Origin of the sequence: Streptomyces sp. ACA25, assembly GCF_028200735.1 — a bacterium.
Taxonomy (GTDB): Bacteria; Actinomycetota; Actinomycetes; order Streptomycetales; family Streptomycetaceae; genus Streptomyces.
In genome coordinates this window covers 325,479-351,304 of the sequence record NZ_JAQKPV010000004.1, presented here as the reverse complement: position 1 = coordinate 351,304, position 25,826 = coordinate 325,479, and the positions used below count along the sequence as shown (strand labels likewise).

The following is a 25,826-nucleotide window of genomic DNA, read 5'->3' as shown; positions in this document are numbered from 1 at the left end:
CGTGCTGCGTGCCGGACCGTCAGCCGGCAGCGGGGGAGGCCGTGCGGCGGCGGGTGACCCAGAAGGCCGCACCGCCGGCCGCGGTCAGTGCCGCGGCGCCGCCGATCATGGACAGCACCGGGGAGCCGGTGGCGGCCAGCGCGCCTCCGGTGGCGCCGCCCATCGGCCCGGTGCCACCGGTAACGCCCCCGGTGGACGTGACCACCGAGGTACCGCCGCCGGACGTGCCCCCGCCGGGAGTGCCGGGGGGCAGCTCCGCGTTCTCGCTGAGGGTGACCGTGACGGTGAGCGGGTCGAGTGCGGCGCCGGCGGCGTAGAAGCCGCCGAATGCCTCGGCCCCGTCAGCGGTGAGCGTGGCGGGCAGGGCCTCCAGTACGAGCACGTCGTCCCGGGCCGTCGCTCCGCCCGACGGAAGGGCGAGTTCCGCGACGGTGACGGCGGCGGTCCGCGTCACCGCGCCGGTCTCCCGGTCCTTGGACGAAACATCGGCGACGAGTTCACCGCTGCTGCCGTTCACCTCGACCGTCAGCGCGGAGAACTTCAGGTCCAGCGAGTACTCACCGTGGTGCTCGTGGGCGAGGAAACGCACGCTGCCCTCGAACGCCGCCTCCAGGCTGCCCGCTTCGGCGTCGTACTCGCCCCGGGCGTTCGGGAAGCGGTACCCGTGGGCGTGCTCGGTCGCCCCGCCCACCAGCTCGACAGTGCCGCCGCCGACCGGACCGGTGACGTAGGAACGGAAGGACTCCTTGACCCCCCAGTCCGCGGTGCCGTCCACCACGGTGCCCGGGGCCTCGTCCGGGGTGTCGACCGGAACGCCGCCCGAGCCGCCCGCCGGATCACCGGAGCCGCCACTGCCACCGGAGTCCGTCGTGCCGCCCGTACCGCCGGTGTCCTCCCCACCCCCGGAACCGGTGCCGCCCGTACCGCCGGTGCTTCCCGTACCGCCGGTGCTTCCCGTTCCTCCGGTGCTTCCCGTTCCTCCGGTCTCGCCTCCGGATTCCCCGCCGGTCTCGCCGCCGCCCGAAGTGCCGCCGCCGGAACCGGTGCCCACGGTCAGGGTGGCCGGGTCCAGTTCGGTGCCCGGCTCGTACATCGGGTTGCCCTGGTAGCGGAAGGCGTCCGCTCCGTCGGCGGTCAGCGTCGCGGGAATGTCCGCGAAGGACAGGGTGCCGTCCTCTCCCCGGTCCGGTGAGACACCGGACAGGTCCAGGGTGGCGAACTCGACCGCTTCCTCCCTCGCACCGTCGACGGTGACATCGGCGATGAGGACGCCGTTCACCCGTCCCTCGGTGACCAACTGCAGGTCCGAGAGCTGGAGGTTGAGCTCGCCGTGATGGCTCTCGAAGCGGACGCTGCCCGGGAAGGCGGTGTCCACCGAGTGGGTGCTCGTGTCGTAACTGCCGCTGCCGCCGCTGAAGCGGAAGCCACCGTTCTCGGTGCGCTCGGCACCGTCGGACACGGTGATCTCTCCACGGGCCATCGGGCTGGTGACATAGGAGCGGAAGGACTGCTTCACACCCCAGTCCAGGACGCCGTCGCTCAGGTCGATCGTCCGGGAAGGCTGCGCCGGGGCCCCGTCGGCCATCGCGGCCGGGGCGAAGGCGGTGGCAGCCAGGCAGGTGGCGGTGGCGGCCGCGAGCAGCAGGGCGCTGTTGCGGGCGTATCTCTGTCGGGTGGCGGTCATGACCGGGGTGTCTCCTCGGTGGTGGGAAGGGTGTCGGTATCGGTGTCGGTGCGGGTACGGCGATCGGTGCCGGGTGGTCCTGGGGGTGTGGTCGTAGGGGGCGGGGTGGCCGCGTCCGCCGGGCGGCGGTTGCGGCGCAGCAGCAGGAGACAGACCGTGCTGAGCAGCAGCAGAGCGCCCGCAGCGGTCGTGGCGAGAAGGGGCAGGGAGGAGGAGGACGCGGCCGGTCCGGCGTCACCGGGCTCCGCGTGCCCCGGCGCCTGCACGGGGGCTCCGGCCGGCTCGGGCTCGGCGGGGGGCTCACTGCCCAGGTCGGGCAGGACGGGGAGTTCGGCCTCCGCGTCGAGGGCGACGGCCAGGGTCACCGGGTCCATGCCGGTGCCCGCCGCATAGAGTCCGCCGAATGCCGCGGCACCGGCGTCGGTGAGCCGTGCGGGTGCCTCGGTGACGAGCAGCAGCCCTTCCTCGGGGGCGAGTGACGGCGCGTCGAAGGTGACGAGCGGCCGGCCCTTCTCGGTGGTGCCGTCGCTGCGGACGTCGGCGGACAGGGTTCCCTCGCCGTCCTGGACAGAGACAGTGACGGCGCTCAGCGTGAGGTCGAGGCCGTTGCCGGTGAAGTGCAGGGTGCCGCTGAACCGGGCGTCCACCGTGCGTTGCCGCGCGTCGTGGTTTCCCTTGCCCGCGGTGAAGCGGAACACCGCGCCGCCGTCCCGGGCTCCGTCCGTCACCTCCCATGTCCCCGCGGCGATCTCGCCGGTGACGTACTCCCGGAAGGTGCGCCGCACGCCCCAGTCGACGACCGCGTCGGCGATGGCGCCGGTGTCCGCGGGCCCGGCTTCTTCTTCCGCTGCTTCCCCGTCGGCGGGGTCCGGGTCGCCGGGGGTTTCCGGGGCGTCCTCCTGTCCGGGGTCCGGATCCAAGGTGTCGGCGGACAGGCTGACCGGGTCGAGGGCGGTGCCCGCCTCGTAGTACCCGGCGAACGCCACGGCGCCTTCGGCGGTGAGGGTGGCCGGGATGCCGGAAACCGCAACGCCGGTGCCACCGCGCAGGTCCACTCCCGTCAGGTTCAGTGTGGCCAGCGGGACCTGGGCACGGTCGAGGAAGTCGCCGGAGGCCCGGTCCCGGCTGCGCATGTCGGCATGCAGGGTCCCGGAGCCGCCGGAGAGCCGTACCGTCGGGTTACTGAGGGTGAGGTCGAGGGCGGCTGAGCCGTCGCTCTCCGGGTGCCCGGTGAAGCGCACGCCACCGGCGTAACGGGCGGTGGTGGCTCCGCTGCCGGGGTCGTAGGAGCCCTGGGCCGAGTGGAACCGGAACGCGCCGGTTCCGAGGGTGGCGGCACCGGCGGACAGGCTCCAGCCGCCCTGGGCGACGGGGCCGGTGACGTAGGTCCGGAAGGAGGACTTGACGCCCCAGTCGAGGCGTCCGCCGGAAACCGTGCGCTCCGCGGCGTGCGCGAGGGAGGCCGGCAGCAGCGCGAGCGGCAGGGTGAGCAGAAGAGCCGCCACGAGGGCGCGCGGAAGTGCGGGCAGCATCGGGTCCCTCCGGGAGACCAGGAGTCGAGGAGCAAAACTGAGGTTAGGCTAACCTAACTTCAACGTGTTGCCGCTCCCTCCCCCCTCACCCGGAAAGGCGGTCCCCTGGTGCACCACCGGCCGAGACTGCTCGGATACCTCCTCCTGCCCCTGCTGGTGCTGCCGGCTGCCACCGGCTGCGGCGGCACGGCGGACGCCCGGCCGGAACAGCACCCGGCCGGGGCGACCGACCGGATCGAGCCGCTCGACGGACCCTCTCCCGTGCCGGAGTTGCCGGCCGTGGCCGAGTCCGCGGACGGGCTACGGGTGACCGTGGAGTCCGCGGACCGGATCGTGCCGCTGTCCGGATCGCTCGCCGAGGTGGTGTTCACCCTCGGGCTCGGGGACCGGGTGGTGGCCCGCGACATCACCGCGACCTTCGAGGAGGCCGACGGGCTGCCGGTGGTCACCCGCGGGCACGAGGTCTCCGCGGAGAGCGTCCTGTCGTTGCGCCCCGATGTGGTGCTGGCCGAGGTCACCACCGGCCCCGAGGAGGCCGTCGGACAGATCCGGGCAGCGGGCGTACCCGTGATTCAAATCGGCGCCGCCCTGGAACTCGACGATGTCACCGGACGGATCGCCGCGGTGGCGGAGGTACTGGGGGTGCCGGACGCCGGGGCCGCGCTGACCGAACGCACCGAGGCCCGCATCTCCACGGCGCGGGATCAGGTGCCCGCGCACGGTGACCGGCCCCGAGTGGCGTTCCTCTACCTTCGCGGCAGCGCCTCGGTGTACCTGATGGGCGGCGCCGAGTCGGGGGCGGTCTCGCTCATCGAGGCCGCCGGCGGCATCGACGCGGGCGCCGAGTCCGGCCTGGTCAGGGATTTCACCCCGCTGACCAGCGAAGCGCTCGCGGCGGCCGCACCGGACGTGATCCTGCTGATGGCCAAAGGACTTGACTCGGTCGGCGGCATCGACGGGATGCTGGAGATTCCCGGGATCGCCGAGACCCCGGCCGGCCTGGACCGCCGGGTGGTGAGCATCGACGACGGGGTCCTGCTGAACTACGGGCCACGGACCGACCAGGTGCTGTCCGACCTCGCCGCCCAGCTCCACGCGGACGGCGACGTGCAGGGGCGCAGCCGGCCATGACCCGGCCCGCCTCGACATCCCGGGGGCCGTCCGGGCCGGGACCGGCTCCCGCCGCCCCGGAACCCACCGCTCCCCAGCTCGCCGCCGGCCCCTCCCAGGAACCGGGGACGGCGCTCCCCCGCCAGGCCCGGTCCCGCCGCACGACGCTGCTGACGGCCGCCCTGCTGACCGGAGTTGTCTTGCTGGTGCTGCTGTCCGCCGGGGTGGGTGCCTTCCGGATTCCGCTCGGCGAGGTGCTCTCCTCCTTCGCCCACCGCGCCGGGATCGGCGGTTCGCCACTGGACCGGGTCGGGGAGAGCGTGCTGTGGAACGTCCGGCTGCCCCGGGTGGTGCTCGCCCTGCTGGTCGGTGCCTCCCTCGGCTGCGCGGGGGCATTGATGCAAGGGGTGTTCGGCAACCCGCTCGCCGAGCCCGGCGTCATCGGCATCTCGGCCGGGGCGGCCGTCGGGGCGGTGGGAGCCATCGCCTTCGGGCTGCGCTTCGCCGGCAACTGGACGGTGACGGCCTGCGCGTTCGTGTCCGGGCTTCTCACCGTGCTGCTGGTCTACGCGTTGTCCCGCTCCGGAGGGCGCACCGAGGTCGTCACGCTGATCCTCACCGGCATCGCGGTCAACGCCTTCGCCGGCGCCCTGATCGGGCTGTTCATCTTCTTCGCCGACAACGCCCAGCTCACCGAGATCACCTTCTGGCAGCTGGGCTCGCTGGCGCAGGCCACCTGGCCGAAGGTGCTCGCCGTCGCCCCGTGCGCCCTGCTCGGCCTCGCGGTGGCTCCGCTGTACGCCCGCCGGCTCGACCTCCTGGCACTGGGCGAGCGGCCCGCCCGGCACCTGGGGGTGGACGTCGAACGGCTGCGGATCGCGCTGGTCCTGGTGGTGGCGCTGCTGACGGCGGCTGCCGTCGCGGTGGCCGGCGTCATCACGTTCGTCGGCCTGCTCGTCCCCCACCTGCTGCGGATGGCCGCCGGCCCGGGCCACCGCTTCCTGGTGCCCGGCAGTGCGCTGGCCGGCGCCCTGGTCCTGCTCGCCGCCGATCTCTTCGCCCGCACCCTCGCCGCCCCGGCGGAACTGCCCCTGGGCGTGCTGACCGCGCTCATCGGCAGCCCGTTCTTCTTCTGGCTGCTGCGCCGCACCCGCCGCCGGCAGGGAGGCTGGGCATGATCCGGGATCTGCTGAGGAGGCGCGCCCCTCGACTGCCGGGGACCGCCACGCCGGGCGCGACGGTGGCCGGGGCCCATGGCGTGTCCGTGCGGCTCGGCGGACGGACCGTGCTGTCGGGCGTCGACCTGTCGGTGACCGCCGGGGAGGTGCTCGCCCTGGTGGGACCCAACGGGGCCGGCAAGTCGACCCTGCTGTCCGTGCTCGCAGCGGACACCCCGGCCGGGGCCGGGGAGGTGCGGATCGCCGGACGCCCGGCCGGCGCCTGGGGAGCACGGGAGCTGGCGATGCGCCGGGCCGTGCTGCCGCAGGACGCCTCGCTGTCCTTCCCCTTCACGGTCGAGGAGGTGGTGCGGATGGGCCGGGCGCCCTGGGCGGGCACCCCCGCGGAGGACTCCGACGACGCCGCCGTTGCCCAGGCCCTTGGCGCCACCGAGGCCGCCGAGTTCGCGGAACGCCCGTTCTCCGCACTCTCCGGCGGCGAACGGGCCCGGGTGGCGCTGTCGCGGGTGCTCGCCCAGCGGGCTCCCCTGCTGCTGCTGGACGAGCCGACCGCCGCCCTCGACCTGCGCCACCAGGAGCTGGTGCTGAGGATCTGCCGGGAACGGGCCGCGGCAGGCGACGCCGTGGTGGTGGTCCTGCACGACCTCGGACTGGCCGCGGCCCACGCCGACCGGGTACTGGTGCTGCGGCACGGCACCGTCGCCGGCGACGGCCCGCCGGCGGCCGTACTGACGGAGGAGCTCCTCCGCAACGTCTACCGGCACCCGGTGGACGTTTTCCCGCACCCCGTCACGTCCTGCCCGGTGGTCCTTCCGCGCAGACACGAAAGGAACGCGCCAGCGTATCGAACATTTACGTAAAGGTGTGCCGAACAGCGGGAGAAATCCCGGGGATTGCCCTAGTCTCCTCAAGGCAACGAAGCGCGCCGCACATGGGGAGATGTGGGACGCGCTTCTTCATTGGTGCCCGCCCTGGGGGGTTGATGAGCTACACGGACGTTCCACGTCCCGAGTCCGTCCACACACCGTCCACACCCGTCCGCCCGCGCCGCGGTCCGCACCGGGACAAGGCAGCGTGGTATCTGCCCGTCGTCCTGGCCGCCGACGCCGCGGGCGTTCTCCTGCCGGTACTGCTGGTGTTCCAGCTTGCCGGAGAACCGCACGCCGTACCGGCCGCCCTGGTGGCCACGCTCTCCTGGCTCGCGATCCGCACCGGCTACGGCCGGTACGGCTCCCGCTCCCTCGGCGAGTCCCGCGGGCTGCTCGCCACCCTGCACGACTGGCTCCTGCTCGGCGGGCTGCTCGCCGTGCTGCGGGTGATCACCGGTGAGAGCTCAGCGGTGCTCACCGCCCTGCTGGCCCTCACGCCCGCACTGTTCTTCTCCGGTCCGGCCCGGGCACTCGTGCACGGACATCTCAGCGCCCAGCGCCACCAGGCACAGGCCGTCCGCCGGGTCCTGGTCGTCGGCGAGTGCTTATCCCTGGACACCGTCACCGATCAGCTGGCCGCCCGCACCGATCACGCGTATGTCGTGGTCGGCGCCGTTCCGGTCGGAGCCGGGCGGCTCGCCAGCGGGGTCCCCGAGGCCGGCCGGCTGGACGGCGAAGGAACACCGGGCGGCCCACCCGCCCGCGGCGGCAGCGGCGAGAGCGACGGCCTGACCGTCCTGCGCGCCGCCCGGCGGCATGACGCGGACCTGGTGCTGGTCGCCCCCGGCTCCCGGCTCACCGGGGACCGGCTGCGCCGCCTCAGCTGGGCGGTGCAGGACGCCGGGCTCCTCCTGGTCGTCGCCTCCGGGCTCACCGACATCACCCGGCGCCGGGTGGAGGTCTTCACCGCCGCCGGGCTGAACCTCCTGCACATCACGCCCCCCGTCCGCCAGGGCCCGCAGCTGGCCCTGAAGAGCACACTCGACCGCACCGGGGCGGCAGTCGGGCTGGTCCTTCTCTCGCCGGTGCTGGCGCTGCTCGCGCTGGCCGTACGGCTGGACTCCCGCGGTCCGGCCCTCTACCGGCAGACCCGCGTCGGGCAGCACGGAATCCCGTTCACCATGTGGAAGTTCCGCACCATGGTGCCCGACGCCGAGGCCCGGCGCCCCCTGCTGGAGGAATTGGGCGAACAGAACGGACCGTTGTTCAAGATGCGCCGCGACCCCCGGGTCACCCGGCTGGGCCGCTTCCTGCGGCGCAGCTCGCTGGACGAGCTGCCACAGCTGGTCAATGTGGTCCGCGGGGAGATGTCGCTGGTCGGCCCCCGTCCCCCGCTGCCGCAGGAAGCGGCCGGGTACAACGCCGTGGAGGCCCGCCGCCTCGGGGTGAGACCCGGCATGACCGGTCCGTGGCAGATCAGCGGACGCTCCGACCTCTCCTGGGACGAGAGCGTCGCGCTGGACCTGTCCTACGCCGACAACTGGTCCGTGACCGGCGACCTGGACGTGCTGGCCCGCACTGTCCGCGCGGTCGCCAACGGCCGCGGCGCCTACTGACCGCGCGGTCAGGCACCCGTATGCAGCCACCACTCATAGGTGTCCCGGATCCCGTCCGCGAGCGGGATGCGCGGCGCGAAGCCCAGCTTTTCCAGCCGGGTCACGTCGAGCAGCTTCCGGGGCGTGCCGTCGGGCCTGGACGGGTCCCAGCCGATCCTGCCCCGGAAGCCGACCGCCTCCCGGACGGTCCCGGCCAGCTCCGCGATGGTGAGGTCCTGGCCGCAGCCCACGTTGACCGGCATCTGGTCGTCGTACCCGCGCAGCAGCATCAGGCAGGCCCGGGCCAGGTCGGAACTGTGCAGGAACTCCCGCCGCGGCGTGCCGCTGCCCCACAGCACCACCTCCTGCCGGTCCTCGACCTTCGCCTCGTGGAAACGGCGGATCAGTGCGGGCAGCACATGCGAGGTCTCGGGATCGAAGTTGTCCCCGGGCCCGTAGAGGTTGGTCGGCATCGCGGCGATGTACCGGCGCCCGAACTGCCGTCGGTAGGAGCGCACCTGGGATATGCCGGCGATCTTCGCCAGCGCGTACGGCTCGTTGGTCGGTTCCAGCGGACCGGTCAGCAAGGAATCCTCCGGGATGGGCTGCGGCGCGTGCTTGGGGTAGATGCACGAGGAGCCCAGGAAGAGCAGCCGGTCCACGTCTGCGGCGTGCGACCCGGCGATGACGCTCAGCTGAATGCGCAGGTTGTCCTCCAAAAAGGGCACCGGGTACCGCTGGTTGGCCATGATCCCGCCCACCTTGGCCGCCGCCAGCACAACGGCATCCGGGCGGATGTCCCGCAGATAGGCCTCCGTCCGCGCCGCGTCCCGGAGATCGAGCTGATCCCTGGTGCGCACGAGCACTTCGTGGCCGTCGGCCTCGAGGTGCCGGGCGACGGCGGAACCGACAAGACCCCGGTGTCCCGCGACGAAGATCCGGGCAGCGGCGGGCAGCAGTGCGGAAGCAGTTGTCATGGCACGGGATTGTGCCAGGACAAGACCGCGTGAATGAAGCACACCGCATATTTCCTTCCATGAACGCATAATCCCACCAAGGGGTGTCGATGACCGAGACCGCTGCCAGAACCGCACTGATCACCGGAGTGACCGGACAGGACGGCTCCTACCTGGCCGAGTTGCTCCTCAGCAAGGGCTACACCGTGCACGGGCTGGTTCGCCGCTCCTCCTCCTTCAACACCGAGCGTCTGGACTCCGTCTACCAGGGCCCGCAGGAGCCGTCCCGCACCCTGGTGCTGCACCACGCCGACCTCACCGACGGGGTCGCCCTGGTCAATCTGCTGCGCGAGATCCAGCCCGACGAGGTCTACAACCTCGGTGCCCAGTCACATGTCCGGGTCTCCTTCGACGCCCCCCTCTACACCGCGGACGTGACCGGGCTCGGTGCCCTGCGGCTGCTGGAGGCCATCCGGGCCAGCGGCATCGAGACCCGCATCTACCAGGCGTCCTCCTCGGAGATGTTCGGAGCCGCCCCGCCGCCGCAGAACGAGCGGACACCGTTCCATCCCCGCAGTCCGTACGGCTGCTCGAAGGTCTTCAGTTACTGGGCGACCGTCAACTACCGCGAGGCGTACGGGCTGCACGCCAGCAACGGCATCCTGTTCAACCACGAGTCCCCGCGCCGCGGGGAGACCTTCGTGACCCGCAAGATCACCCGCGCCGTGGCCCGTATCAAGGCCGGCCTCCAGGACCGCCTCTACCTCGGGAATCTCGACGCGGTCCGGGACTGGGGGTACGCACCCGAGTACGTCGAGGCGATGTGGCTCATGCTCCAGCAGGACCGGCCCGACGACTACGTGGTGGCCACCGGTGAGGCCGGCACCGTCCGGCAGTTCCTGGAGGCGGCCTTCACCGCCGCGGACCTCGACTGGTCCGGGTACGTGCGGTTCGACCCCAAGTACGAGCGCCCCAGCGAGGTCGACGCCCTGATCGGGGACGCCACCAAGGCACGGGAGCAGCTCGGCTGGCAGCCGACCGTCCGCTGGCCCGAGCTCGCCCGCCTGATGGTCAGCGCCGACATCGCGGCCCTGGACGCGGAACTGTCGGGCGCCATGGTGCGGGTGGACCGGTGACCGGGGCGCCCTTGTGTCCTTCCGTTCGTCCAAACCGGTGACGGATTGACCGGCGGCGCCCTAACCTTCCGCTATCGACGCCAATAGGCTTCGTGGGGGCGCTACTTGAGAGCGGCAGCGCGGACCGGCAGCCGGCTCCGGCCGGATCACGCACAAGCTGTGGGGACACCATGAGAAGCAGCAGTGGGGGAACACGTATGAGAAGAACCGGAGCGTTCACCGCGGTCCTTGCCCTGACGGCGGGGGCGCTCATCGGCGCCGACGCCCTGAAGGCACCGCCGGCCCAGGCCCTTACCCCGCCGGTGGCCATCACCGCCAACGAGTTGCCGACCTGGCAGACCAACGGCATCGTCTGGGACCTGGCCGAGGCGAACGGTGTCGTCTTCGCCGGCGGCTCCTTCACGGCGGTGCGCCCGCCGGGCGCCGCGCCGGGGACGAACGAGCAGCCCGCCCGGAACTTCATCGCGCTCGACGCGGCCACCGGTGCGCCGATCGAGAACTGCGACCTGTCCTTCACCGTCGGCTCCGGCATCGAGACCGTTCGCGCCCTGGAAGTCTCCCCCGACGGGGAGACCCTGTACGTGGGAGGCCGGTTCAGCGCCGTCAACGGCATCGGGGCGGGCTCGCTGGCCGCCATCGACACCGCCACCTGCGCCCCCAAGCCGTTCCCGGTGACCGCCAGCGCCACTGTCCGCGGCCTCGCCGTCACGGACGACCGCGTCTACCTGGCCGGGGACTTCACCCAGCTGAACGGCCAGAGCCGGAGCTTCTTCGGCGCCCTCGACACCGCCGGGAACCTCCAGAACTGGGTCGCTGATGCCGACGAGGTCGGCCGGTCCGTCGTGGTGACCCCCGACGGCGAGAACGTGGTGCTGGGTGGTGACTACTTCACCGTCAACGGTGCCGATTCCCACGCCCTGGCCATCGTGGACGCCGGCACCGGCGCCCTGGTGCGCGGTTACCCCCTCGGCTTCATCGAACGGCGCTCCGTCGTCATCGATCTGTTCACCGACGAGACCGGCATCTACACCGGCAACGAGGGCACCGGCGGCGGCGTCTTCGACGGGCGCATCGCCCTGGACCACGGCACCTTCGATCAGCGCTGGCGCGACACCTGCACGGGCGCGACCCAGGCCGTCCATGTCTACGAGGGCATGCTGTACAGCGGCCACCACGTGCACGACTGCTCCAGCATGGGGCTCTTCCCCAATCAGGTGCGCTACCACCTGTGGGCGCAGTCCATCGACGACCCCACCGAGCTGGGCTGGTTTCCCGACACCAACGACGGTCTCGGCGAGAGCGTCGGACCGCGCACCCTGACCGTGGCCGAGAACCATCCCGACGACCCGCGCGACTTCCTGTGGGTCGGCGGCGAGTTCACCACCGTCAACGGCTCCCCGCAGTGGAGTCTGACGCGGTTCGCCACGGCCCCCGACACCGGCAACCCCCTGGCGCCGGAGGCCCACGCCCTGAGCCTGGCAGCCGGTGAGATCGAGGTGACCTGGCGCTCCAGCCTGGACCTCGACGACACCCTGCTCACGTACCGGGTGTACCGGAACGGATCGGCGGTGCCGGTGCACACCGTGGAAGCCTCCTCCGTGCCCTGGAAGCGGCCCCAGCTGTCCTGGACCGACACCGAGGTGACCGAGGGCGCCGCCTACACCTACCGGATCACCGCGACCGACGCCGCCGGGAACACCAGCCCGCTGTCGTCCCCGGCGACCGTGACCGCGGCAGCCGGCGGCCAGCCCTACGCCGACGCGGTCCTGGCCGACGACCCGGTGCTGTACTGGAGGCACAACGAGACCTCGGGCAACTTCGCCGCGGACGCCTCCGGCAACAACAACTCCGGCGTGCACCGCGGCGGTCCGCAGCGCGGGGTGCTTCCCCCGGCGGTCGGCGGCCCGGACGCCGCGGCCATCGGCCACAACGGCAGCAGCACCTACACCTACAGCGACACCGGATTCTCCTCCCCCAACGAGTTCACCGTCGAGACGTGGTTCCGGACCGAGACCAACCAGGGCGGGAAGCTGATCGGCTTCGGCAACCGCATCCTGCAGAACAGCTCCACCCGGGACCGGCACATCTACATGCGCAACGACGGACGGCTGACGTTCGGCGTGTGGGTCAGCGGGGCCCGCACCGTCACGACCTCCTCCTCCTACAACGACGGCGAGTGGCATCACGTCGCCGCCACCCTCGGCCCCAACGGCATGCGGCTGTACGTCGACGGCCAGCTGGAGGCATCGCACCTGGCATGGACCAGCGCGCAGAACTACGGCGACATCCTCGGGTACTGGCGGGCCGGCGGTGACGCGCTGAACGGCTGGCCCAACCGGCCCTCCACGGACTTCTTCGAGGGCAGGCTCGACGAGACGGCCGTCTACCACCATGTTCTGCCGGCCTCCCGTATCGCGGCGCACTACGCCGCGGCGTCCGCACCGATCGACACCGTCACCGACCTCACCCCGTCGGCGGACACCTATGTCAACCAGGGCGCGCCGAACAACGTGCACGGCACCCACCAGAAACTGGCGGTGCGCGGCACCCCCGGGTACGAGAGCTACCTGCGTTTCCAGGTGCCGCCGGCGCCGCCGGGGACCGTACTCAAGGCCGCGTCGCTGCGGGTGACCGTGGCCAACGACTCCTTCGCCGGCTCCGAGGACGACCAGCAGATCGTGCCGGTCACCGGAGCATGGGACGAGGCCACCACCACCTGGGCGAACCGGCCCGCCCTCTCCACGGACCTGTGGGGCACCCTCAGCGGGGCAGACACACCCAGCACGGTGCACACGGTCCAGCTCGACACCGCGGCGGTCGGCGGGCACCTGGGGGGCGACCTCGATCTCGCGGTGCTCGGTGACGGCTCCTCGAGCCTGTGGCTCTGGTCACGGCAGGCGTCGGCGAACAACCAGCCCCGGCTGCTGCTGACCTTCGGGGCACCGTAGTGCGCAGAGTTCCGGTGAGTGCCGCGGCGGCCGTCCTGGTGGCCGCCGCGGCACTCACCGCATGCAGCGGCGGCAGCGACGACGGAGACGCTGCCGCCGCACGCCCGGCACAGTCCGCGGACAGTTCCACGGCACCGTCCCCCGAGGCGCACGAGGACGGCCCCCGCGACCAGGACGACCCGGACGACGGCGACGACGGGGAGGGCCCGGAGGAGACGGTCCGGGACGGCACCGCTCCCGACAGCTCCGGCGGCGCTCCCGGCACCGGCATCCAGGACAGCCACGACCCGGACCGGCTGGGCAAGCCGGTGCCCGAGGACGAGCTACTCGCCCCGGAGGAACGCGAGTTCACCGCCGAGGAACGCGACTATCTCAAGGACCGGGTGCCCGAGGGCGCCGACCCGGCGGCGATCCTCGACTCCGGCCGGGAAGCCTGCCGGCGGGTCGGCTACCTGTCCCGGCACGACCGGGCAGGCGCCGTCGAAGCCCTGCGGGACGGTGAGATCGAGAACGCCGAGGACGCCATCGGATCGCTCTGTCCGGAACACCGGCCCCTGCTCACCGAAGCACGAGGAAAGGACTGAAGCGCGCGTGACGAAGCTTCCGATCGTGGTGGCGATCCCCACCAAGAACGAGGCGGAGAACATCACCCACGCCGTGCGGTCGGTCATCGACCACTTCCAGGCGGTCGTGGTCGTGGACTCCGACAGCACGGACGGGACCCGGGACCTCGCGAAAGCGGAGGGAGCCGAGGTGATGCCGTACACCTGGGACGGCAAGTACCCCCGGAAGAAGCAGTGGTGCATGGACCATGTGCACCCGGAGACCGACTGGATTCTCGCGCTGGACGGGGACGAGGCCGTCAGCCCGGAACTGCTCGCCGAGCTGCGCCGCATCTTCCTCGACGGCCGCCCGGTCAGACCCGCGGCGTTCGACATCCCGCTCGGCTACTGGTTCGCGGGACGGCGGCTGCGGCACGGCCACACCATCGTGAAACGCTCCCTGGTGGACCGCACCCGGGCGCACTTCCCGGAACCCGACGACCTGGCCGCCCCCGGCATGGGCGAGGTGGAGGGCCACTACCAGCCCATCGCCGAACCGGCATACCGGCTCACCGGCACCATCGAGCACCGCGACCTGGACCCGGTCGGCTCCTGGATCGACCGGCATTCCCGCTACGCCGACTGGGAGGCCTGGCTGGAGGTCAACCCCGTGGTGCGCGAGGAGATCCGGATCGCCAAGACCCGGCAGGGCCGGCTGTTCCACCGGGCACCACTGAAGCCGCTGCTGTCCTTCGCCTACGGATACGTGTACAAGCGCGGCTTCCTGGACGGCCGGGCCGGTCTGGACTACGCCCTCGGGCTGAGCTTCTACCGCTGGCAGATCGGGCTCAAGGCCCGCGAGATGGCCCGGGGGGCCGGCGCCCCGGGCACCTCGAACACCCTCACCGGCGAGCGGCCATGACCCGCCCGTAGATCTCCGCCAGCGACTCCACCACCGAGTCGTCGGTGAACCGCTCCCGGATGACCCGAAGTCCCGCCGCGGACGCCTCGGCGTTCGCGGCGGGCTCGAGCAGCTCGCACACCGCGCGGCCCACCAGCTCACCGTTGTCGGCATCCGCCACACTGTCCACGACCCGCCCGGCACCCGCCGCCGCCACATCGGGCGACACGCCCCCGCTGCCGGTGACAACCACCGGCACACCCACCGACATCGCCTCCAGCGCCGAGACGGCGAACGGCTCGAAGATCGACGGCAGGACGTACACGTCCGCGGTCCGCATCCGCCGCAGCACTTCCGCGTGCGGCAGCGGCCCAAGGTACTCAAGGGCGTGCTCCACTCCCAGGCGCCGGGCCAGCGCCAGCATGTCCGCGGCGAGCGGCCCGGTGTCCGGCCCCGCCATGACGAACCGCGCCTCCGGGTGCTCCTTGAGCACCGTGGGCATCGCCGAGACGAAGTCCTGCGGCCGCTTCACGTCCTGCAGACGGGCGGCGAACAGCACCGTCGGCGGCCGGCCCACGCCCGTGGGACGCACCTCCTTCTGCACCGGCACCCCGTTGACCAGCCGGTACGCCGGAGCCATCGGCTCCGGGGCGACCACCGCGGCCGTCGCGTCCCGCTCCGTGGCGGTCAGGTGCAGCACGGCGTCCGCCTTCTTCAGCACCCGGCGCATCCCCAGGACATCCACCAGCCGGGCGACCCGCTTGTCCGAGGGGTCGACCATGCCGTGGGTCTGCAGCACCAGCGGCCGCCGCGCCTGCAACGCCACCAACGCGACCGGCAGCGTCACCAGGTCCCGCATCAGATGCACATGAACCACATCGGCGGACTGCACATAAGCCCACGCCCGGGCGAGCAGCGCCGGCGAGGTGATGCCGCTGACCTCGAACCGGGGCAACACATGACGGGCCGGGAACAGCTTCACCGGAACCCCGTCGACCTCGCGGGGCTGCTCGCCCTCGAACCCGTCCCCCAGGGCCAGCACGGTCGCCCGGTCCCCCCGGGCTCGCTGCCCCCGGGCCAGATGCAGTGCGACGCGCGTCGGCCCACCGAACCGGTGCGTAGGTGTGTGCAGCGTGACGACATGCAGAACTCTCACAGCGGGTCCCCTCCCGACCGGTGGACTCCCACCGGATCAACTCCCCCAAGACTATTAAGAGGCAGGCTAGTTGGCGGACGATCCGCGGTATACACCGCAAGCGCCCGTACCCCTCCGCGCGGCCAGTAGACTCCGGTCCGGGGACTCACATCAGGTCGGGGGTGGGCAGCGTTGGCCGTGGATCTGCACGACCGCACGCACCCGCAGGAAGCCCCGGGGGTGCGGCGCACCGCGCTCTCCCGGGCCACCGCCCTGCCGCTCATTTTCGGCGTCGTGGCCCTCCTGCCGCTGGCCGTGGCCGCCCAGCCGGGTGACGGTGTCCGCGACACGGCGTTCCTCCTCCAGCTCACCGTCGCCATGTACGCCGGGACCCGGCTGTGCGCGATGGTGCTGTCCTGGCGGCGACGGCTGGTACAGGGCACCTTCTGGCTCTTCTGCTACCTGGCCATGGGAATCGCCCCGCTGGCACAGAGCGTCCTCGGCCGCGACCCGACACCGGTGATCGGCCCGCGGTCGGACACCGTGCTCGCCACCGCCCTGGTCCTGCTCGGCATGGTGGCCTTCGACATCGGCGTGCTGCTGAGCCGGCACCGTCCGGCGCTGCGCCGCCGGGTCCGGGAACCGGCCCGGGTGCACCGCACCCGGCTCTACGTCCTGGTGGCTGTCGCCTACGCGGGCAGCGGCCTGCTGATCGTCCGGCTCGGCGGTCTGGGACTCTTCTTCACCAGCCGTGAGGAGATCAGCGACGGTCTGGACATCGCCTCCGGCGCGCCACTGGACGAGGTCACCGGTGAGGTCGGCAACGCCATGATGCGGGGCTTCGGCACGGTGCCGGCGCTGCTCGCACTTCTCTTCCTGACCCGCTGGCTGGTGACCTCCCGCCAGGCCCGCCGCAGCCCGTCGGTGGTGCTCCCCTGGGCGGGCCTGGTGATCATCAACTGCGTGGTCAACAACCCGGTGTCCAATCCCCGCTACTGGTTCCTCACGGTGCTGTTCGCCCTGCTCTTCACGATGTTCCCGCGCAGCCCGGTGATGTACCGGTCCTCCCTCGCCCTCGGGGTGGTCATCGCGCTGCTGCTCTTCCCTTTCGCGGACCGCTTCCGGTACGCCGACGACGGCCACCGGCTGGTGGACGCAAGCTCCGCGCTGGAGCCGCTGGTCATCAAGGACTACGACCAGATCGGCATGTTCGCCAACACCCTCACCTACGCCGACGACGGCGCCGGGCACTCCTACGGCCGGCAGCTCAGCGGCTCGGTACTGTTCTTCGTGCCCCGCGCGATCTGGCCGGAGAAACCCCTGGACTCCGGCGTCCGGGTGGGTGAGTGGATGGGCATGACCAACACCAACCTCTCCTCCCCGCTGTGGGCCGAACTCTGGCTGGACTTCGGCCCCCTGGGCATGGCGGGAGGCTTCCTCGGCCTCGGCTATTTCGCGGCCCGTGTCGACCGCCGCTACGTCCGTCTCACCGTGGACGATCCGGCACCCGGGAACGTGCTTGCCGTGGTGGTACCGGTCATCGCCGGATACAGCTTCATCCTGCTGCGCGGCCCCCTGCTCCAGGCGACCGGCCGCATCGCGATCGCCGCACTCTGTGTGGCGCTGATCACCACCTTCCGCGAGAGCCCCTCCCACCAGCTCCGCTGACACCTGCCCCCCGGACACCGGGAGTTGCCCCTCGCTGACCTCTGCGTCACACTCGTTCCGGACACAGCGGGAACGGGGACTGGGGAGCGCTGCGCGGCGGGAAGGCCTGCGGGGAGCCCGGCCGTTCGGGGGAGGGCCGGCCTGCGGCCCGGCGGAGTCTCCGTTGCCCGGACAGGGGGAGCAGATGGCGCATTCACCGTTCTGGGCGGAAGCACTGTCGGCCGGAGCACAGGACCGGGCCCGCACGAGTCTGAACAGCCAGATGCACGACGGCGGTAGCGTATCGGAGGGTCTGCTGATCCGCTCGGACGAGGTCGGCCCCATCGGTGGCGACGCGTTCACGATCCACGGAATTCTCGACACGCACGTTCGCGGGGACGACAGCGAGACCCACCTGGCCGCAATCCACTTCCGCAAGGACATCTTCGACACCGGCCGCGCTCTCCACACGCTCCGGGAAATGTGGCCCGCCCAGCTGGCCACCCTGGAGCAGTCCTCCGGAAAGATATCCAACCACCTCAACTACTCGGTGGAGAGCCACCGGGCGAACGAGGAATGGATCGCCCTGGATATGCGGAACAGCGGATCCGAGCAGCCCGCCTCTCCCCTCGCACGCTTCGCGCAGGACGGTCCGCAGTGAGCGGTATCTCCTTCCGCGCTCTGACCGACCTGCGGGTGGGCGCGCTGTCGCAGGCCGCGACCGAGTGGCTGGCCAAGTCGGTGCGCCTGGACCAGGCCGAGGAGATCGCGCAGGACCCCGGTGGCATGGCTGACAAGGCCCGCAGGACCACCTGGGAAGGGCTGAACGCGACGGTGACGGTCCCGTTCGTGCTGGACCAGGCAGAGCAGGTGGCCCGCGCCGCCCGGACCCCGGACCGTCTACCACGTGCTGCGGGACGGCCACGAACGGTTCAGGACGCATCAGGACCGGCTGGAACGGATCGTCGACGAGATACAACACCTCCTGGGACCTGCGCATCAGCGCGGGCGGGTGGATAGCGCTGACGCCGAAGGCGATCAAAGAGCTGGAGATGAACCCGGACAGCAATTACGACGGCCAGGCCCGGATCACGGCAATGAAGGAGCGGGTGGAACAGGTCCTCGCGGAAGCAGCGGAGACCGACCACTTATTGGGGACGGCTCTCCGGGACGCGGTGGGACACGACCCGCACAGCTTCACCGGCGTGGAGTACAGCGGTCTGCACGCAGCAGAACAGGCACACGCCGACAGCGGGCGTCTGCTCGAGCTCAGTGAGCGGCCGGCCCTCTCCGACGACGAGCTCAGAGAGTTCAACAAGCTGGCGGAGAAGTACGCACAGGATCCGGCGTTCGCCGAGCGGGTGGCGGCTCGGCATGGGCGCCGAAGGCGTGGCGGCATTCTGGCTCACCACCTCGTCCGTCGGGGCGATCGGCGACGAGCGCCACGAACTCGTCGCCGCCACCCAGGAGCACGTGGGGCACCTGCTGGGGCTGGCGTCCCACAGCTCCAGCGACGAGATGAATTCGGCACCTCACAACCCTGGACTGAAGACGAAACCCCTCAGGACAGCCCAATCCTGAGCGCCGGCGCAGACCTCCTCCGGTTCATCGCACAGGACATGCTCAAATGCGAAGGCTCCGAACAACTCCCCGACGGCCCCATTCAGCTCCCGGCTGAACGCACCCAGACCCTGCCACACGCCCTGGGCACGACAGGGCGTTCGTCACCGGGCCCGGTCGTCGATGCCGTCCGGTTCGCGGAGGATGGCACGGGTGCGGAGCCAGGTGGCGGCGGCCTTGGTTGCCGAGCCGAGGCACAGGCCCCAGGCCGCACCGAGGACCCCGCCGAGGGCGTAGCCGCCCAGCAGGCAGGCGACGGAGAACAGGGAGAACGCGATCTGCAGGGACAGCGTGGTGCGGGGGCGCAGCACGCGCAGGGTGAGGAGGCCGCAGGTGCCCAGCGCCATGGCGGCGTACTGGCTGCCGGTGGCGGGCAGCAGGGCGGCGGCCGAGTCCCAGGTCTCGCCGAGGAGTTGGCGTCCGGCGGTGGCGGGGAGGAGGGCCAGGACGGTTGCCCAGACGGCGGCGACGGCGGCCAGGACGGTGCCTGCCAGGGCCGCCGCGCGGGCTTTGCGGCGGGCGTCGGTCAGCCGGTTGAGCAGCGGGGGCCCGAATCCGGTGACCGCGTTGAAGAGTACGTTCATCGGCCCGAAGAGTGTGGTGGCGCCGCGCAGCGCCCCCACGGCCAGTGGGCTGGCGAACAGCCCGAGGCCGATGATGGCGAGTTGTGTGCCGGCGTTGCCGAAGCCGAACTCCACGACGAAGCGCCGCCCGAGGTGGTCCCGGCGCACCAGGGACCGGACGGCGAGCGGCCCGGCGCCCCGGGTGGCGCGGAGCAGCAGGAGCGTGCCGAGGAGGAGGGCGGGGAGGGCCGAGAGCCCCCACAGCAGCACCATGCGCGCCGGGCCGGTGCCGTAGGGCTGCGCGGCGAGTACCGGGACGACCGCGGCCAGCCGCAGCGCGTCGGCGGCGAGTGCGTGGTGCGGCAGCCCGAGGACGGAGAACGCGTAGCGCAGTGCGTCCTGGGTGAGGACCAGCGGCAGTACCAGTCCCAGGGCACCCAGCCCGGTGGCGAGTTCGCCGGGGATCAGGAGGCCGCCGGCCGCGAGCACCGCGCCGAGGCAGGTGGAGGCGGTCAGGGTGAAGACCGCGGAGCTGCGGCAGTGCCGGCTCACTTCGGGGGCCGGTCCGCGGCGCAGCACCAGGGCCTGCCCGACGTAGGCGGTGGAGGCCCCGAGCAGCACGGCGAAGACGGTGTAGACAACGGCGAAGGACGCGAAACCGGCTGCGGTGGACTGCCGGGCGACGAACACCACGACGAGGATGTTGGTGAGTGCCGCGACGCCCTGGTCGGCCACCGAGGCGGCCATCACCGCTTTCGTTCCCCGGTGCGGCCGCACCGGTGGTGCGGCCGGGGGCGGTGCGGTGTCGGGTTCCTGCGCGTCAGGCTGGTCCCGGGTCACTTCCGCGGGTTGCGTTCTTCGAGTTCGGACGGGTCGAGGATGCGCAGCCCCATGGTCTCGGAGCTGATGTCGCGGGTGCTGCCCGCCCGGCCCTCCGGACTGACACGGCGGGCAGTGCCGGCGGTTCCGGTGCCGCCTGCGGTGCTGCCCGGCCGGAGCGGGGTGCGAGCGCGGGACGGGGCGTCGGCGTCGGCCCGCCGGTCGCTGCCGGCGCCCCAGGAGTGCAGCACCGCTCCGAGCAGCAGGCCGCCGGCGCCCACCACGAGCTCCCGTACGCGGGCCAGGTCGTCGCGGCGGACGTCCCTCGGGTCGCAGACGACCACCACACCGTCCACCCGGTCGATCAGTGCTATGGCGTCGGCGTAGGAGAGCACCGCGGGGGCCAGCACGACGACGACCGCGCCTTTGTCGTCGGCGTGGGTGATGAGCCGGCTGGCTGCCGCGGAGGTCAGGGCCCGTGGCACGTTGCGGACCCGGCGTCCGGGCACCAGGTCGAAGATGCCGGACTCGCCGGCGTCGATGGGCACCCGGACCCCGGCCGGCCAGCCGCTCTCGCCGCGGCCGGAGGCGCCGGCCCATCCGGGGCGTACGCCGTCGGCGTGGCGCAGCTGGTCGGTGAGGGTGGGGGTGCGCAGGTCGGCCTCGATCAGGAGCGGGTCCATGCCCATCTCGGCGAACGCCGCGGCCAGGTTCACGGAGGCGGCCAGCGGGGTCTCGATGCTGCCTCGGGGGGCGACGACGAGCAGGCGCCGGCGCTGCGCGAAGGTCTCGTCGTAGGCGAGGCGGAACGCCACCGAGCGGTATTCCTCGGCGAGTCTTCCTTCGGCGAGGAGCTGGTCCGGGTCCTCGCGGGAGGCCCGGGGGAGCTCTCCGAGGACCGGGGCACGCAGGGCGCGGCTGACGTCACCTGCGGAACGCACCCGGGGGTCGAAGACGAGCCGCAGCCAGGCTGCCAGCAGGCCGAGTCCGGCGCCGACGGCGCCGCCGAGGCCGAGGAGCAGGCCGAGTCCGGGGCCGGAAGGGCTTTCGGGGGCGGTGGCCACCGTGATGACGACGCCGCCGGTGGTGTCGAGGGAGGTCACGGAGCTGATCGCGGCGTTGATTTCCCCGATCTGCCCGAGCAGGAGGGTCTGACGGGCGGTGGCCTGCTGGTGGGCGGCGGTCCCCTCCGGCGCCTCGGCTATCTCCGCTTCCAGTTCCGCACTGCGTTCCTCGAGCGGCTCGCGCTGGGTCCTGAGGGCTTCCGCCATCCGCTCGACGGTGTCGTCGGCGGCTTCCTGGCGGACTTCCAGGTAGGCGGAGACGAAGGCGTTGGCGTACCGGGCGGCGGTCTCCGGGGCGTCGGCGGTGTAGGAGAAGCGCAGGACCTCGGTGTTGGGCGGGTTGCTGACCTGCAGGTCGCGTTTGAGGCCCCCGGCCCGGGCGGCCGGAATGCCGACTGCGTCCGCTGCCCGTCCGGCGACGAGGTCGCTGACCGCTGTGCGGCGTTCGGACCCCATGGCCACCCGGTCCAGGACGCGGCCCGTGAAAGGGTCCGAGGTGGGTTCCCGTACCTTGACCTCGCTGCTGGCGATGTAGGTGCTCCCGGCGGAGAGCCCGAGGTATCCGCCTCCGAGGAGTCCGAGGAGCACCCCGGCGGCGAGGAGCAGCCGGTAGCGCAGCAGCTGCCGGAACTGTTCGCGCAGCAGGTCGGGTTCGTCGTGGCCGGGGGCGCCGCGGTGCTCCTCCCGAGGCGTGCCGTCCTTCATGAAGCGGTCCCTCCCGGGGTGGTGCGGGGCTGGTGGGCGGCCAGCGCTTCGTCGAGCAGGGCGGAGATCCGGCGCAGGCCGGCGGACTGGCTGAGGTGAGTGCGGGCGTAGTCGTAGCCGCGGGCGCCGATGGTGTCGGCGGCGGCCGGGTCGGCGGCCAGTTCGGCGGCCGCGGCTGCCAGGGCGGCGGGGTTCTCCGGGGGCACGAGCCAGCCGGCGTCGGAGCGGCGGATCTCCTCGGCGGTGCCGCCGCTGTCGGCGACCGAGCCGATCACCGGGCGGGCGGCCATGAAGTACGAGGTGAGCTTGGAGGGCACGCTCATGTCGAGTACCGACGCCAGCTGGGTGACGACGAGAGCGTCGGCGGCGGCGAGGGTGTCGGGGAAGTCATCGGCGTCGCAGGGCGGCAGGAAGTCGATGTTGGGCACGCCGGCCGCGAGTTGCCGGAGGTGTTCCCGGCGGCTGCCGTCCCCCATGAGCACGACGCGCAGGGCCGGCGTCGTACGGGCGGTCTCGACCAGGACCTCCAGGCCCTGCTTGAGGCCCATGTTCCCGGAGTGCAGCAGGACGGTCTCGCCGGGGGCCCAGCCGAGGCGGGCACGGGTCTGTGCGCGGGTGGCGGTGGGCCGGGAGACATGGGACCAGTTGGGGACGAGCCGGATGCGGTCGGCGTGGACGCCCAGGTCCCGGACCCGGTCGCGGAAGGACTCGTGGATGATGCCGACCAGGGTGGCGGAGCGCAGGACCTGTCGTTCCACTGCGGTGGCGGCCGCGGCGGCGCGGCCTCCGCCGTCGATCCCGCTCTGCACGGCGGCGGCACCCATCAGGTCCTGGACGACCGGGACGAAGGGGGCTCCGTGCCGCCGGGCGAAGCGGGCGGCGAGTAACCCTCCGGCCAGGCTGGGCATCTGGGCGACCACCGCGTCGGGGCGGCCCATCCTGGGCGGGGACAGCCAGCCGTGCGCCAGGATCGACGCCTCGTAGAGGGCACGGCGTGCTGCGGTCTGGCGGACCGGTACGGAGTGGCGTCTTCTGTGGACGAGGACTCCCGCGCGCCGGTCCAGGGTGCGCCACACACCGCGGTAGGCGGGGTCGGTGCGCCAGGCGGGGTAATGGGGCATCCCGGCCAGCACATGGACCTCTGCGTGCCGTTCCGCTGCCCAGTGTTCGGCGACCTGGGTGGCGTAGGGGCCGATTCCGGCCATTTCCGGGGCATAGTTGGTCGACACCAGAAGCAGCCGCTCGCGTATCTCCGCAGGCTTGTCGCGCACCGTTCATCTCCTCCCCCGGCAGAGCCGCCCCCCGGCCGCATGTGGTGCACAGCCTATCCGCAGAACCGTACGGTGTGTCAGATAGCCGTTGCGACAGGGCGGGTTGACGCTATCGTCGGGACGAGCCGGCTATCGCGCGGGGGCGGAACGCCGGAGAGCTGACCGGGGGGTCACTGCGTATGCGGCACACGGTGGGTTACGCACCAGGGGTCTACGACCTCTTTCACATCGGGCACCTGAACATTCTCCGGCACGCGAAGAGCCGTTGCGACTACCTGGTCGCGGGCGTGGTCTCGGACGAGATGGCGGTCCTGGCCAAGGGAAAGCCTCCGGTTGTCCCGCTGGTGGAGCGGCTGGAGATCGTGCGGAGCATCCGCTTCGTGGACGCGGCCTTCGTGGAAACGGTGCCGGACAAGCTGGAGACCTGGCAACAGGTGCGGTTCGACCGGCTCTTCAAGGGTGACGACTGGCGTGGCACGCCGAAGGGCGACAAGCTCGAGCGTGACTTCGCGACGGTCGGCGTCGAGATCGTCTACTTCCCGTACACCGTGCACACGTCGAGCACGCAGCTGAGAGGCGCCCTGGACGCGCTGGCGGCACCGGCCGTCACGAGGGGAGCGGAGGCCTGACGGCCGCCAGCTCACGGAACCACTTCACCAGGAACGCCGCGAGGAAGAGCAGGTGGACCGCGCACAGCAGCGCGTAGCCGGCGCGGAAGGCGGCCTGACTGCCGAGCAGCAGGAAGACGGTGCACAGCACGCCGTAGTCGGCGGGCAGCAGGGCGACGGCCCGGACCCGGGACGGTGCGGCGGACGGGCTGCCGGGCCGCGGCCCGGGCTTCAGCTTGTCCGTGAGCAGACCGGCGCAGAAGATGAGCACGGCCGCGAACTGGAACGCCAGCGGCACCAGCAGCCAGCCGTCGTGCGGCAGGTCGAAGAAGCGGTGGAAGGAGATCAGTACGGCCGCGTGCAGTGCGGTGATCTTGGCGCAGTCCACCACGTGGTCCAGCCACTCCCCCGCCGGGCTCGACTCCTGTCGCAGCCTGGCCAGCTGACCGTCGGCGGAGTCCAGCGCGAAGCCGGTCACCAGCGCGGCCCAGACACCCGCGGCGAGCAGCCAGGACGGCTGGACCAGCGCGACAGCCGCGATGGCGGCACCGCTGAAGAGTGCGCTGATCCCGGTGACGCCGTTCGGGGTGAGGCCCGCCCGGTAGGCGGCGGCGGCCAGGATCCGGCCCAGAGGACGGTTGACGTAGCGGGAGTAGAGCGAGACGCCCTTGCCGGACTTCTGCGCTCCGCGCAGCTGCCGCAGCGCCGCTCCGAACGTCTCCGGCCGGGCCGCATCCCCGCCCCCAGTGGGGGCCGGGTCCCCCGGGCCGGCCGTCGTGCCGCTGCCTGCCGTTGTCGCTTCCGTCATCCGGTTTTCCACCCCATCCGTGCCCCCGCCCGGCCGCCGCGCTGACGTGACGCAGGGCATCATCCCATGCGGAACACGGAGTTGGGGCCCGGATACGATGCTCCGGCCAAGGGCTGGTGCCCAGGAAGCAAGGGGGAGGGTCCCACGATGCGGGCGAGAGCACGGGTGTCGGCCACCGCGGCAGCGCTGGTCCTGGCACTGACGGTGTCCCTGTCGGGCTGCCTCACGGTGCACGGGGAGCAGGCGGTGATTCCGGCGGTGTCCGAGGAGGAGGCCGAGCGGGTGCTGGCGGAGTACACGGCGGTCAGCAACGAGGCCAACCCCGCCTTCGACACCGCGCTGAACCTCACCATCGAGACCGGTCCGCTGGGGGCGATCAACCAGGCCGGGCTCCGGTCACGCGGCACCGTGCACCCCGAGGGGAACGAGCAGTACCAGGACCTGGAGTTCACCGACACCCGGTTCCTGATACCGCAGCAGGCCGGCTGGCCCAAGTTCTTCGTCGCGGACTCGCTGAGCAGCCGGCACGGGACGAACCGCTGGCTGCTGGTGTTCACCCGCAGCCGCGTCGATGAGGACTGGCGGGCCTCCTACCTTTCCGTTCTTCCCGCGGACCGGGTTCCGGAGTTCAGCGAGGACGAGGACGGCTTCGCCGAGGCGGTGCCCCGGGAGGCGGACTCCCGTCGCACTGTCGCGCCGGGGGATCTGAGTGCGGCCTACACCGCCCACCTGCAGGACCAGGAAGGTCCGTTCGCCGAGAGCTCCTACACGTCCGGGGAGTGGGAGAAACGGGATTCCGCCAACAACGACCCGGCCTACGTGACCGAGTTCCGGGATCTGCCCGCCGAGGAGGAGGCCTACGCCCCGGCCGCGCTGCGCACCGCGGACGGCGGCGCTCTGGTGTTCTTCGGTTCGCACCACCACGAGCGGAAGACCATGGCGGAAGGCGAGCCGCTGGTGGTCGACCAGTACGTCGAGGCGCTTCTGGAGAGCCCGGCCGAGCGCACCCTGACCACCGTGCGCATGGCGATGCAGGTCGCGCACGTCCCGGCGGCGGGTGACGAGGGCATCGCGCTGCTGAACCGGATCAGCGGGGCGGTGTCGGCGAGCGGCGGCTGACGGCACCCCGGCAGCC

General features: G+C 72.0%; 21 protein-coding genes. 13 read left to right on the top strand and 8 right to left on the bottom strand.

The window, feature by feature from the left end; genetic code table 11:
- Nucleotides 1-19: 19 nt before the first annotated feature.
- On the bottom strand, nucleotides 20-1,684 hold the full coding sequence (locus PJ985_RS09660) for an HtaA domain-containing protein (RefSeq protein ID WP_271683188.1): 1,665 nt from the start codon (nucleotides 1,682-1,684) through the stop codon (nucleotides 20-22).
- Nucleotides 1,681-3,216, bottom strand: a complete 1,536-nt coding sequence (locus PJ985_RS09655; protein ID WP_271683187.1) for an HtaA domain-containing protein — start codon at nucleotides 3,214-3,216, stop codon at nucleotides 1,681-1,683. Before PJ985_RS09655 ends, PJ985_RS09660 begins: the two co-directional genes overlap by 4 nt.
- A 108-nt stretch (nucleotides 3,217-3,324) precedes the next feature.
- On the opposite strand from PJ985_RS09655, the gene PJ985_RS09650 reads away from it, so the two are divergent.
- From PJ985_RS09650 to PJ985_RS09635, 4 genes are all read left to right on the top strand, one after another.
- Nucleotides 3,325-4,347, top strand: coding sequence for a heme/hemin ABC transporter substrate-binding protein (locus PJ985_RS09650; protein ID WP_271683186.1), 1,023 nt, complete (start codon nucleotides 3,325-3,327; stop codon nucleotides 4,345-4,347).
- Nucleotides 4,344-5,504: a FecCD family ABC transporter permease gene (locus tag PJ985_RS09645; RefSeq protein ID WP_271683185.1), complete on the top strand. Its 1,161-nt coding sequence runs from the start codon at nucleotides 4,344-4,346 to the stop codon at nucleotides 5,502-5,504. Before PJ985_RS09650 ends, PJ985_RS09645 begins: the two co-directional genes overlap by 4 nt.
- The gene (locus tag PJ985_RS09640) at nucleotides 5,501-6,364 is read left to right on the top strand and encodes a heme ABC transporter ATP-binding protein (RefSeq protein WP_271683184.1); all 864 of its coding nucleotides are present in this window, start codon (nucleotides 5,501-5,503) and stop codon (nucleotides 6,362-6,364) included. Before PJ985_RS09645 ends, PJ985_RS09640 begins: the two co-directional genes overlap by 4 nt.
- 122 nt (nucleotides 6,365-6,486) lie before the next feature.
- Nucleotides 6,487-7,989, top strand: a complete 1,503-nt coding sequence (locus PJ985_RS09635) for an exopolysaccharide biosynthesis polyprenyl glycosylphosphotransferase (RefSeq protein WP_271683183.1) — start codon at nucleotides 6,487-6,489, stop codon at nucleotides 7,987-7,989.
- A gap of 8 nt (nucleotides 7,990-7,997) precedes the next feature.
- On the opposite strand, the gene PJ985_RS09630 is transcribed toward PJ985_RS09635, so the two are convergent.
- Nucleotides 7,998-8,945, bottom strand: a complete 948-nt coding sequence (locus tag PJ985_RS09630; protein ID WP_271683182.1) for a GDP-L-fucose synthase family protein — start codon at nucleotides 8,943-8,945, stop codon at nucleotides 7,998-8,000.
- A gap of 89 nt (nucleotides 8,946-9,034) precedes the next feature.
- Between PJ985_RS09630 and gmd the strand changes: the two genes are divergently transcribed.
- The 4 genes from gmd to PJ985_RS09610 all read left to right on the top strand — a co-directional run bounded on the left by gmd (nucleotide 9,035) and on the right by PJ985_RS09610 (nucleotide 14,472).
- Nucleotides 9,035-10,060, top strand: a complete 1,026-nt coding sequence (gmd, locus tag PJ985_RS09625; RefSeq protein ID WP_271683181.1) for a GDP-mannose 4,6-dehydratase — start codon at nucleotides 9,035-9,037, stop codon at nucleotides 10,058-10,060.
- Between the two features lie 197 nt (nucleotides 10,061-10,257).
- Complete coding sequence (locus PJ985_RS09620) at nucleotides 10,258-13,008, top strand: LamG-like jellyroll fold domain-containing protein (RefSeq protein ID WP_271683180.1); 2,751 nt, start codon at nucleotides 10,258-10,260, stop codon at nucleotides 13,006-13,008.
- 14 nt (nucleotides 13,009-13,022) lie between these two features.
- On the top strand, nucleotides 13,023-13,592 hold the full coding sequence (locus tag PJ985_RS09615; RefSeq protein ID WP_271683179.1) for a hypothetical protein: 570 nt from the start codon (nucleotides 13,023-13,025) through the stop codon (nucleotides 13,590-13,592).
- Nucleotides 13,593-13,599: 7 nt separating this feature from the next.
- Complete coding sequence (locus PJ985_RS09610; RefSeq protein ID WP_271683178.1) at nucleotides 13,600-14,472, top strand: glycosyltransferase family 2 protein; 873 nt, start codon at nucleotides 13,600-13,602, stop codon at nucleotides 14,470-14,472.
- Here the strand turns inward: PJ985_RS09610 and PJ985_RS09605 are convergent.
- On the bottom strand, nucleotides 14,453-15,607 hold the full coding sequence (locus PJ985_RS09605; protein WP_271683177.1) for a glycosyltransferase: 1,155 nt from the start codon (nucleotides 15,605-15,607) through the stop codon (nucleotides 14,453-14,455). The two genes, PJ985_RS09610 and PJ985_RS09605, sit on opposite strands and share 20 nt — an antisense overlap.
- A gap of 177 nt (nucleotides 15,608-15,784) precedes the next feature.
- Between PJ985_RS09605 and PJ985_RS09600 the strand changes: the two genes are divergently transcribed.
- The 3 genes from PJ985_RS09600 to PJ985_RS09590 all read left to right on the top strand — a co-directional run bounded on the left by PJ985_RS09600 (nucleotide 15,785) and on the right by PJ985_RS09590 (nucleotide 18,814).
- On the top strand, nucleotides 15,785-17,254 hold the full coding sequence (locus tag PJ985_RS09600; protein WP_271683176.1) for a hypothetical protein: 1,470 nt from the start codon (nucleotides 15,785-15,787) through the stop codon (nucleotides 17,252-17,254).
- A gap of 184 nt (nucleotides 17,255-17,438) precedes the next feature.
- The gene (locus PJ985_RS09595) at nucleotides 17,439-17,894 is read left to right on the top strand and encodes a hypothetical protein (RefSeq protein ID WP_271683175.1); all 456 of its coding nucleotides are present in this window, start codon (nucleotides 17,439-17,441) and stop codon (nucleotides 17,892-17,894) included.
- Between the two features lie 728 nt (nucleotides 17,895-18,622).
- Nucleotides 18,623-18,814, top strand: coding sequence for a hypothetical protein (locus PJ985_RS09590; protein ID WP_271683174.1), 192 nt, complete (start codon nucleotides 18,623-18,625; stop codon nucleotides 18,812-18,814).
- A 143-nt stretch (nucleotides 18,815-18,957) separates the two neighbouring features.
- Here the strand turns inward: PJ985_RS09590 and PJ985_RS09585 are convergent, their stop codons facing one another.
- The 3 genes from PJ985_RS09585 to PJ985_RS09575 all read right to left on the bottom strand — a co-directional run bounded on the left by PJ985_RS09585 (nucleotide 18,958) and on the right by PJ985_RS09575 (nucleotide 23,209).
- The gene (locus PJ985_RS09585) at nucleotides 18,958-20,163 is read right to left on the bottom strand and encodes a hypothetical protein (RefSeq protein ID WP_271683263.1); all 1,206 of its coding nucleotides are present in this window, start codon (nucleotides 20,161-20,163) and stop codon (nucleotides 18,958-18,960) included.
- Nucleotides 20,164-20,252: 89 nt separating this feature from the next.
- Complete coding sequence (locus PJ985_RS09580) at nucleotides 20,253-22,004, bottom strand: lipopolysaccharide biosynthesis protein (protein WP_271683173.1); 1,752 nt, start codon at nucleotides 22,002-22,004, stop codon at nucleotides 20,253-20,255.
- Complete coding sequence (locus PJ985_RS09575; protein WP_271683262.1) at nucleotides 22,001-23,209, bottom strand: glycosyltransferase family 4 protein; 1,209 nt, start codon at nucleotides 23,207-23,209, stop codon at nucleotides 22,001-22,003. Before PJ985_RS09575 ends, PJ985_RS09580 begins: the two co-directional genes overlap by 4 nt.
- Nucleotides 23,210-23,454: 245 nt before the next feature.
- On the opposite strand from PJ985_RS09575, the gene PJ985_RS09570 reads away from it, so the two are divergent.
- Nucleotides 23,455-23,904, top strand: a complete 450-nt coding sequence (locus PJ985_RS09570) for an adenylyltransferase/cytidyltransferase family protein (protein WP_271683172.1) — start codon at nucleotides 23,455-23,457, stop codon at nucleotides 23,902-23,904.
- On the opposite strand, the gene PJ985_RS09565 is transcribed toward PJ985_RS09570, so the two are convergent.
- Nucleotides 23,882-24,577 carry a CDP-alcohol phosphatidyltransferase family protein gene (locus PJ985_RS09565; RefSeq protein WP_271683261.1) on the bottom strand — a complete coding sequence of 232 codons (696 nt, stop codon included), beginning with the start codon at nucleotides 24,575-24,577 and terminating at the stop codon, nucleotides 23,882-23,884. The two genes, PJ985_RS09570 and PJ985_RS09565, sit on opposite strands and share 23 nt — an antisense overlap.
- A 261-nt stretch (nucleotides 24,578-24,838) precedes the next feature.
- Between PJ985_RS09565 and PJ985_RS09560 the strand changes: the two genes are divergently transcribed.
- Nucleotides 24,839-25,810: a hypothetical protein gene (locus PJ985_RS09560; RefSeq protein ID WP_271683171.1), complete on the top strand. Its 972-nt coding sequence runs from the start codon at nucleotides 24,839-24,841 to the stop codon at nucleotides 25,808-25,810.
- Nucleotides 25,811-25,826 lie beyond the last annotated feature (16 nt).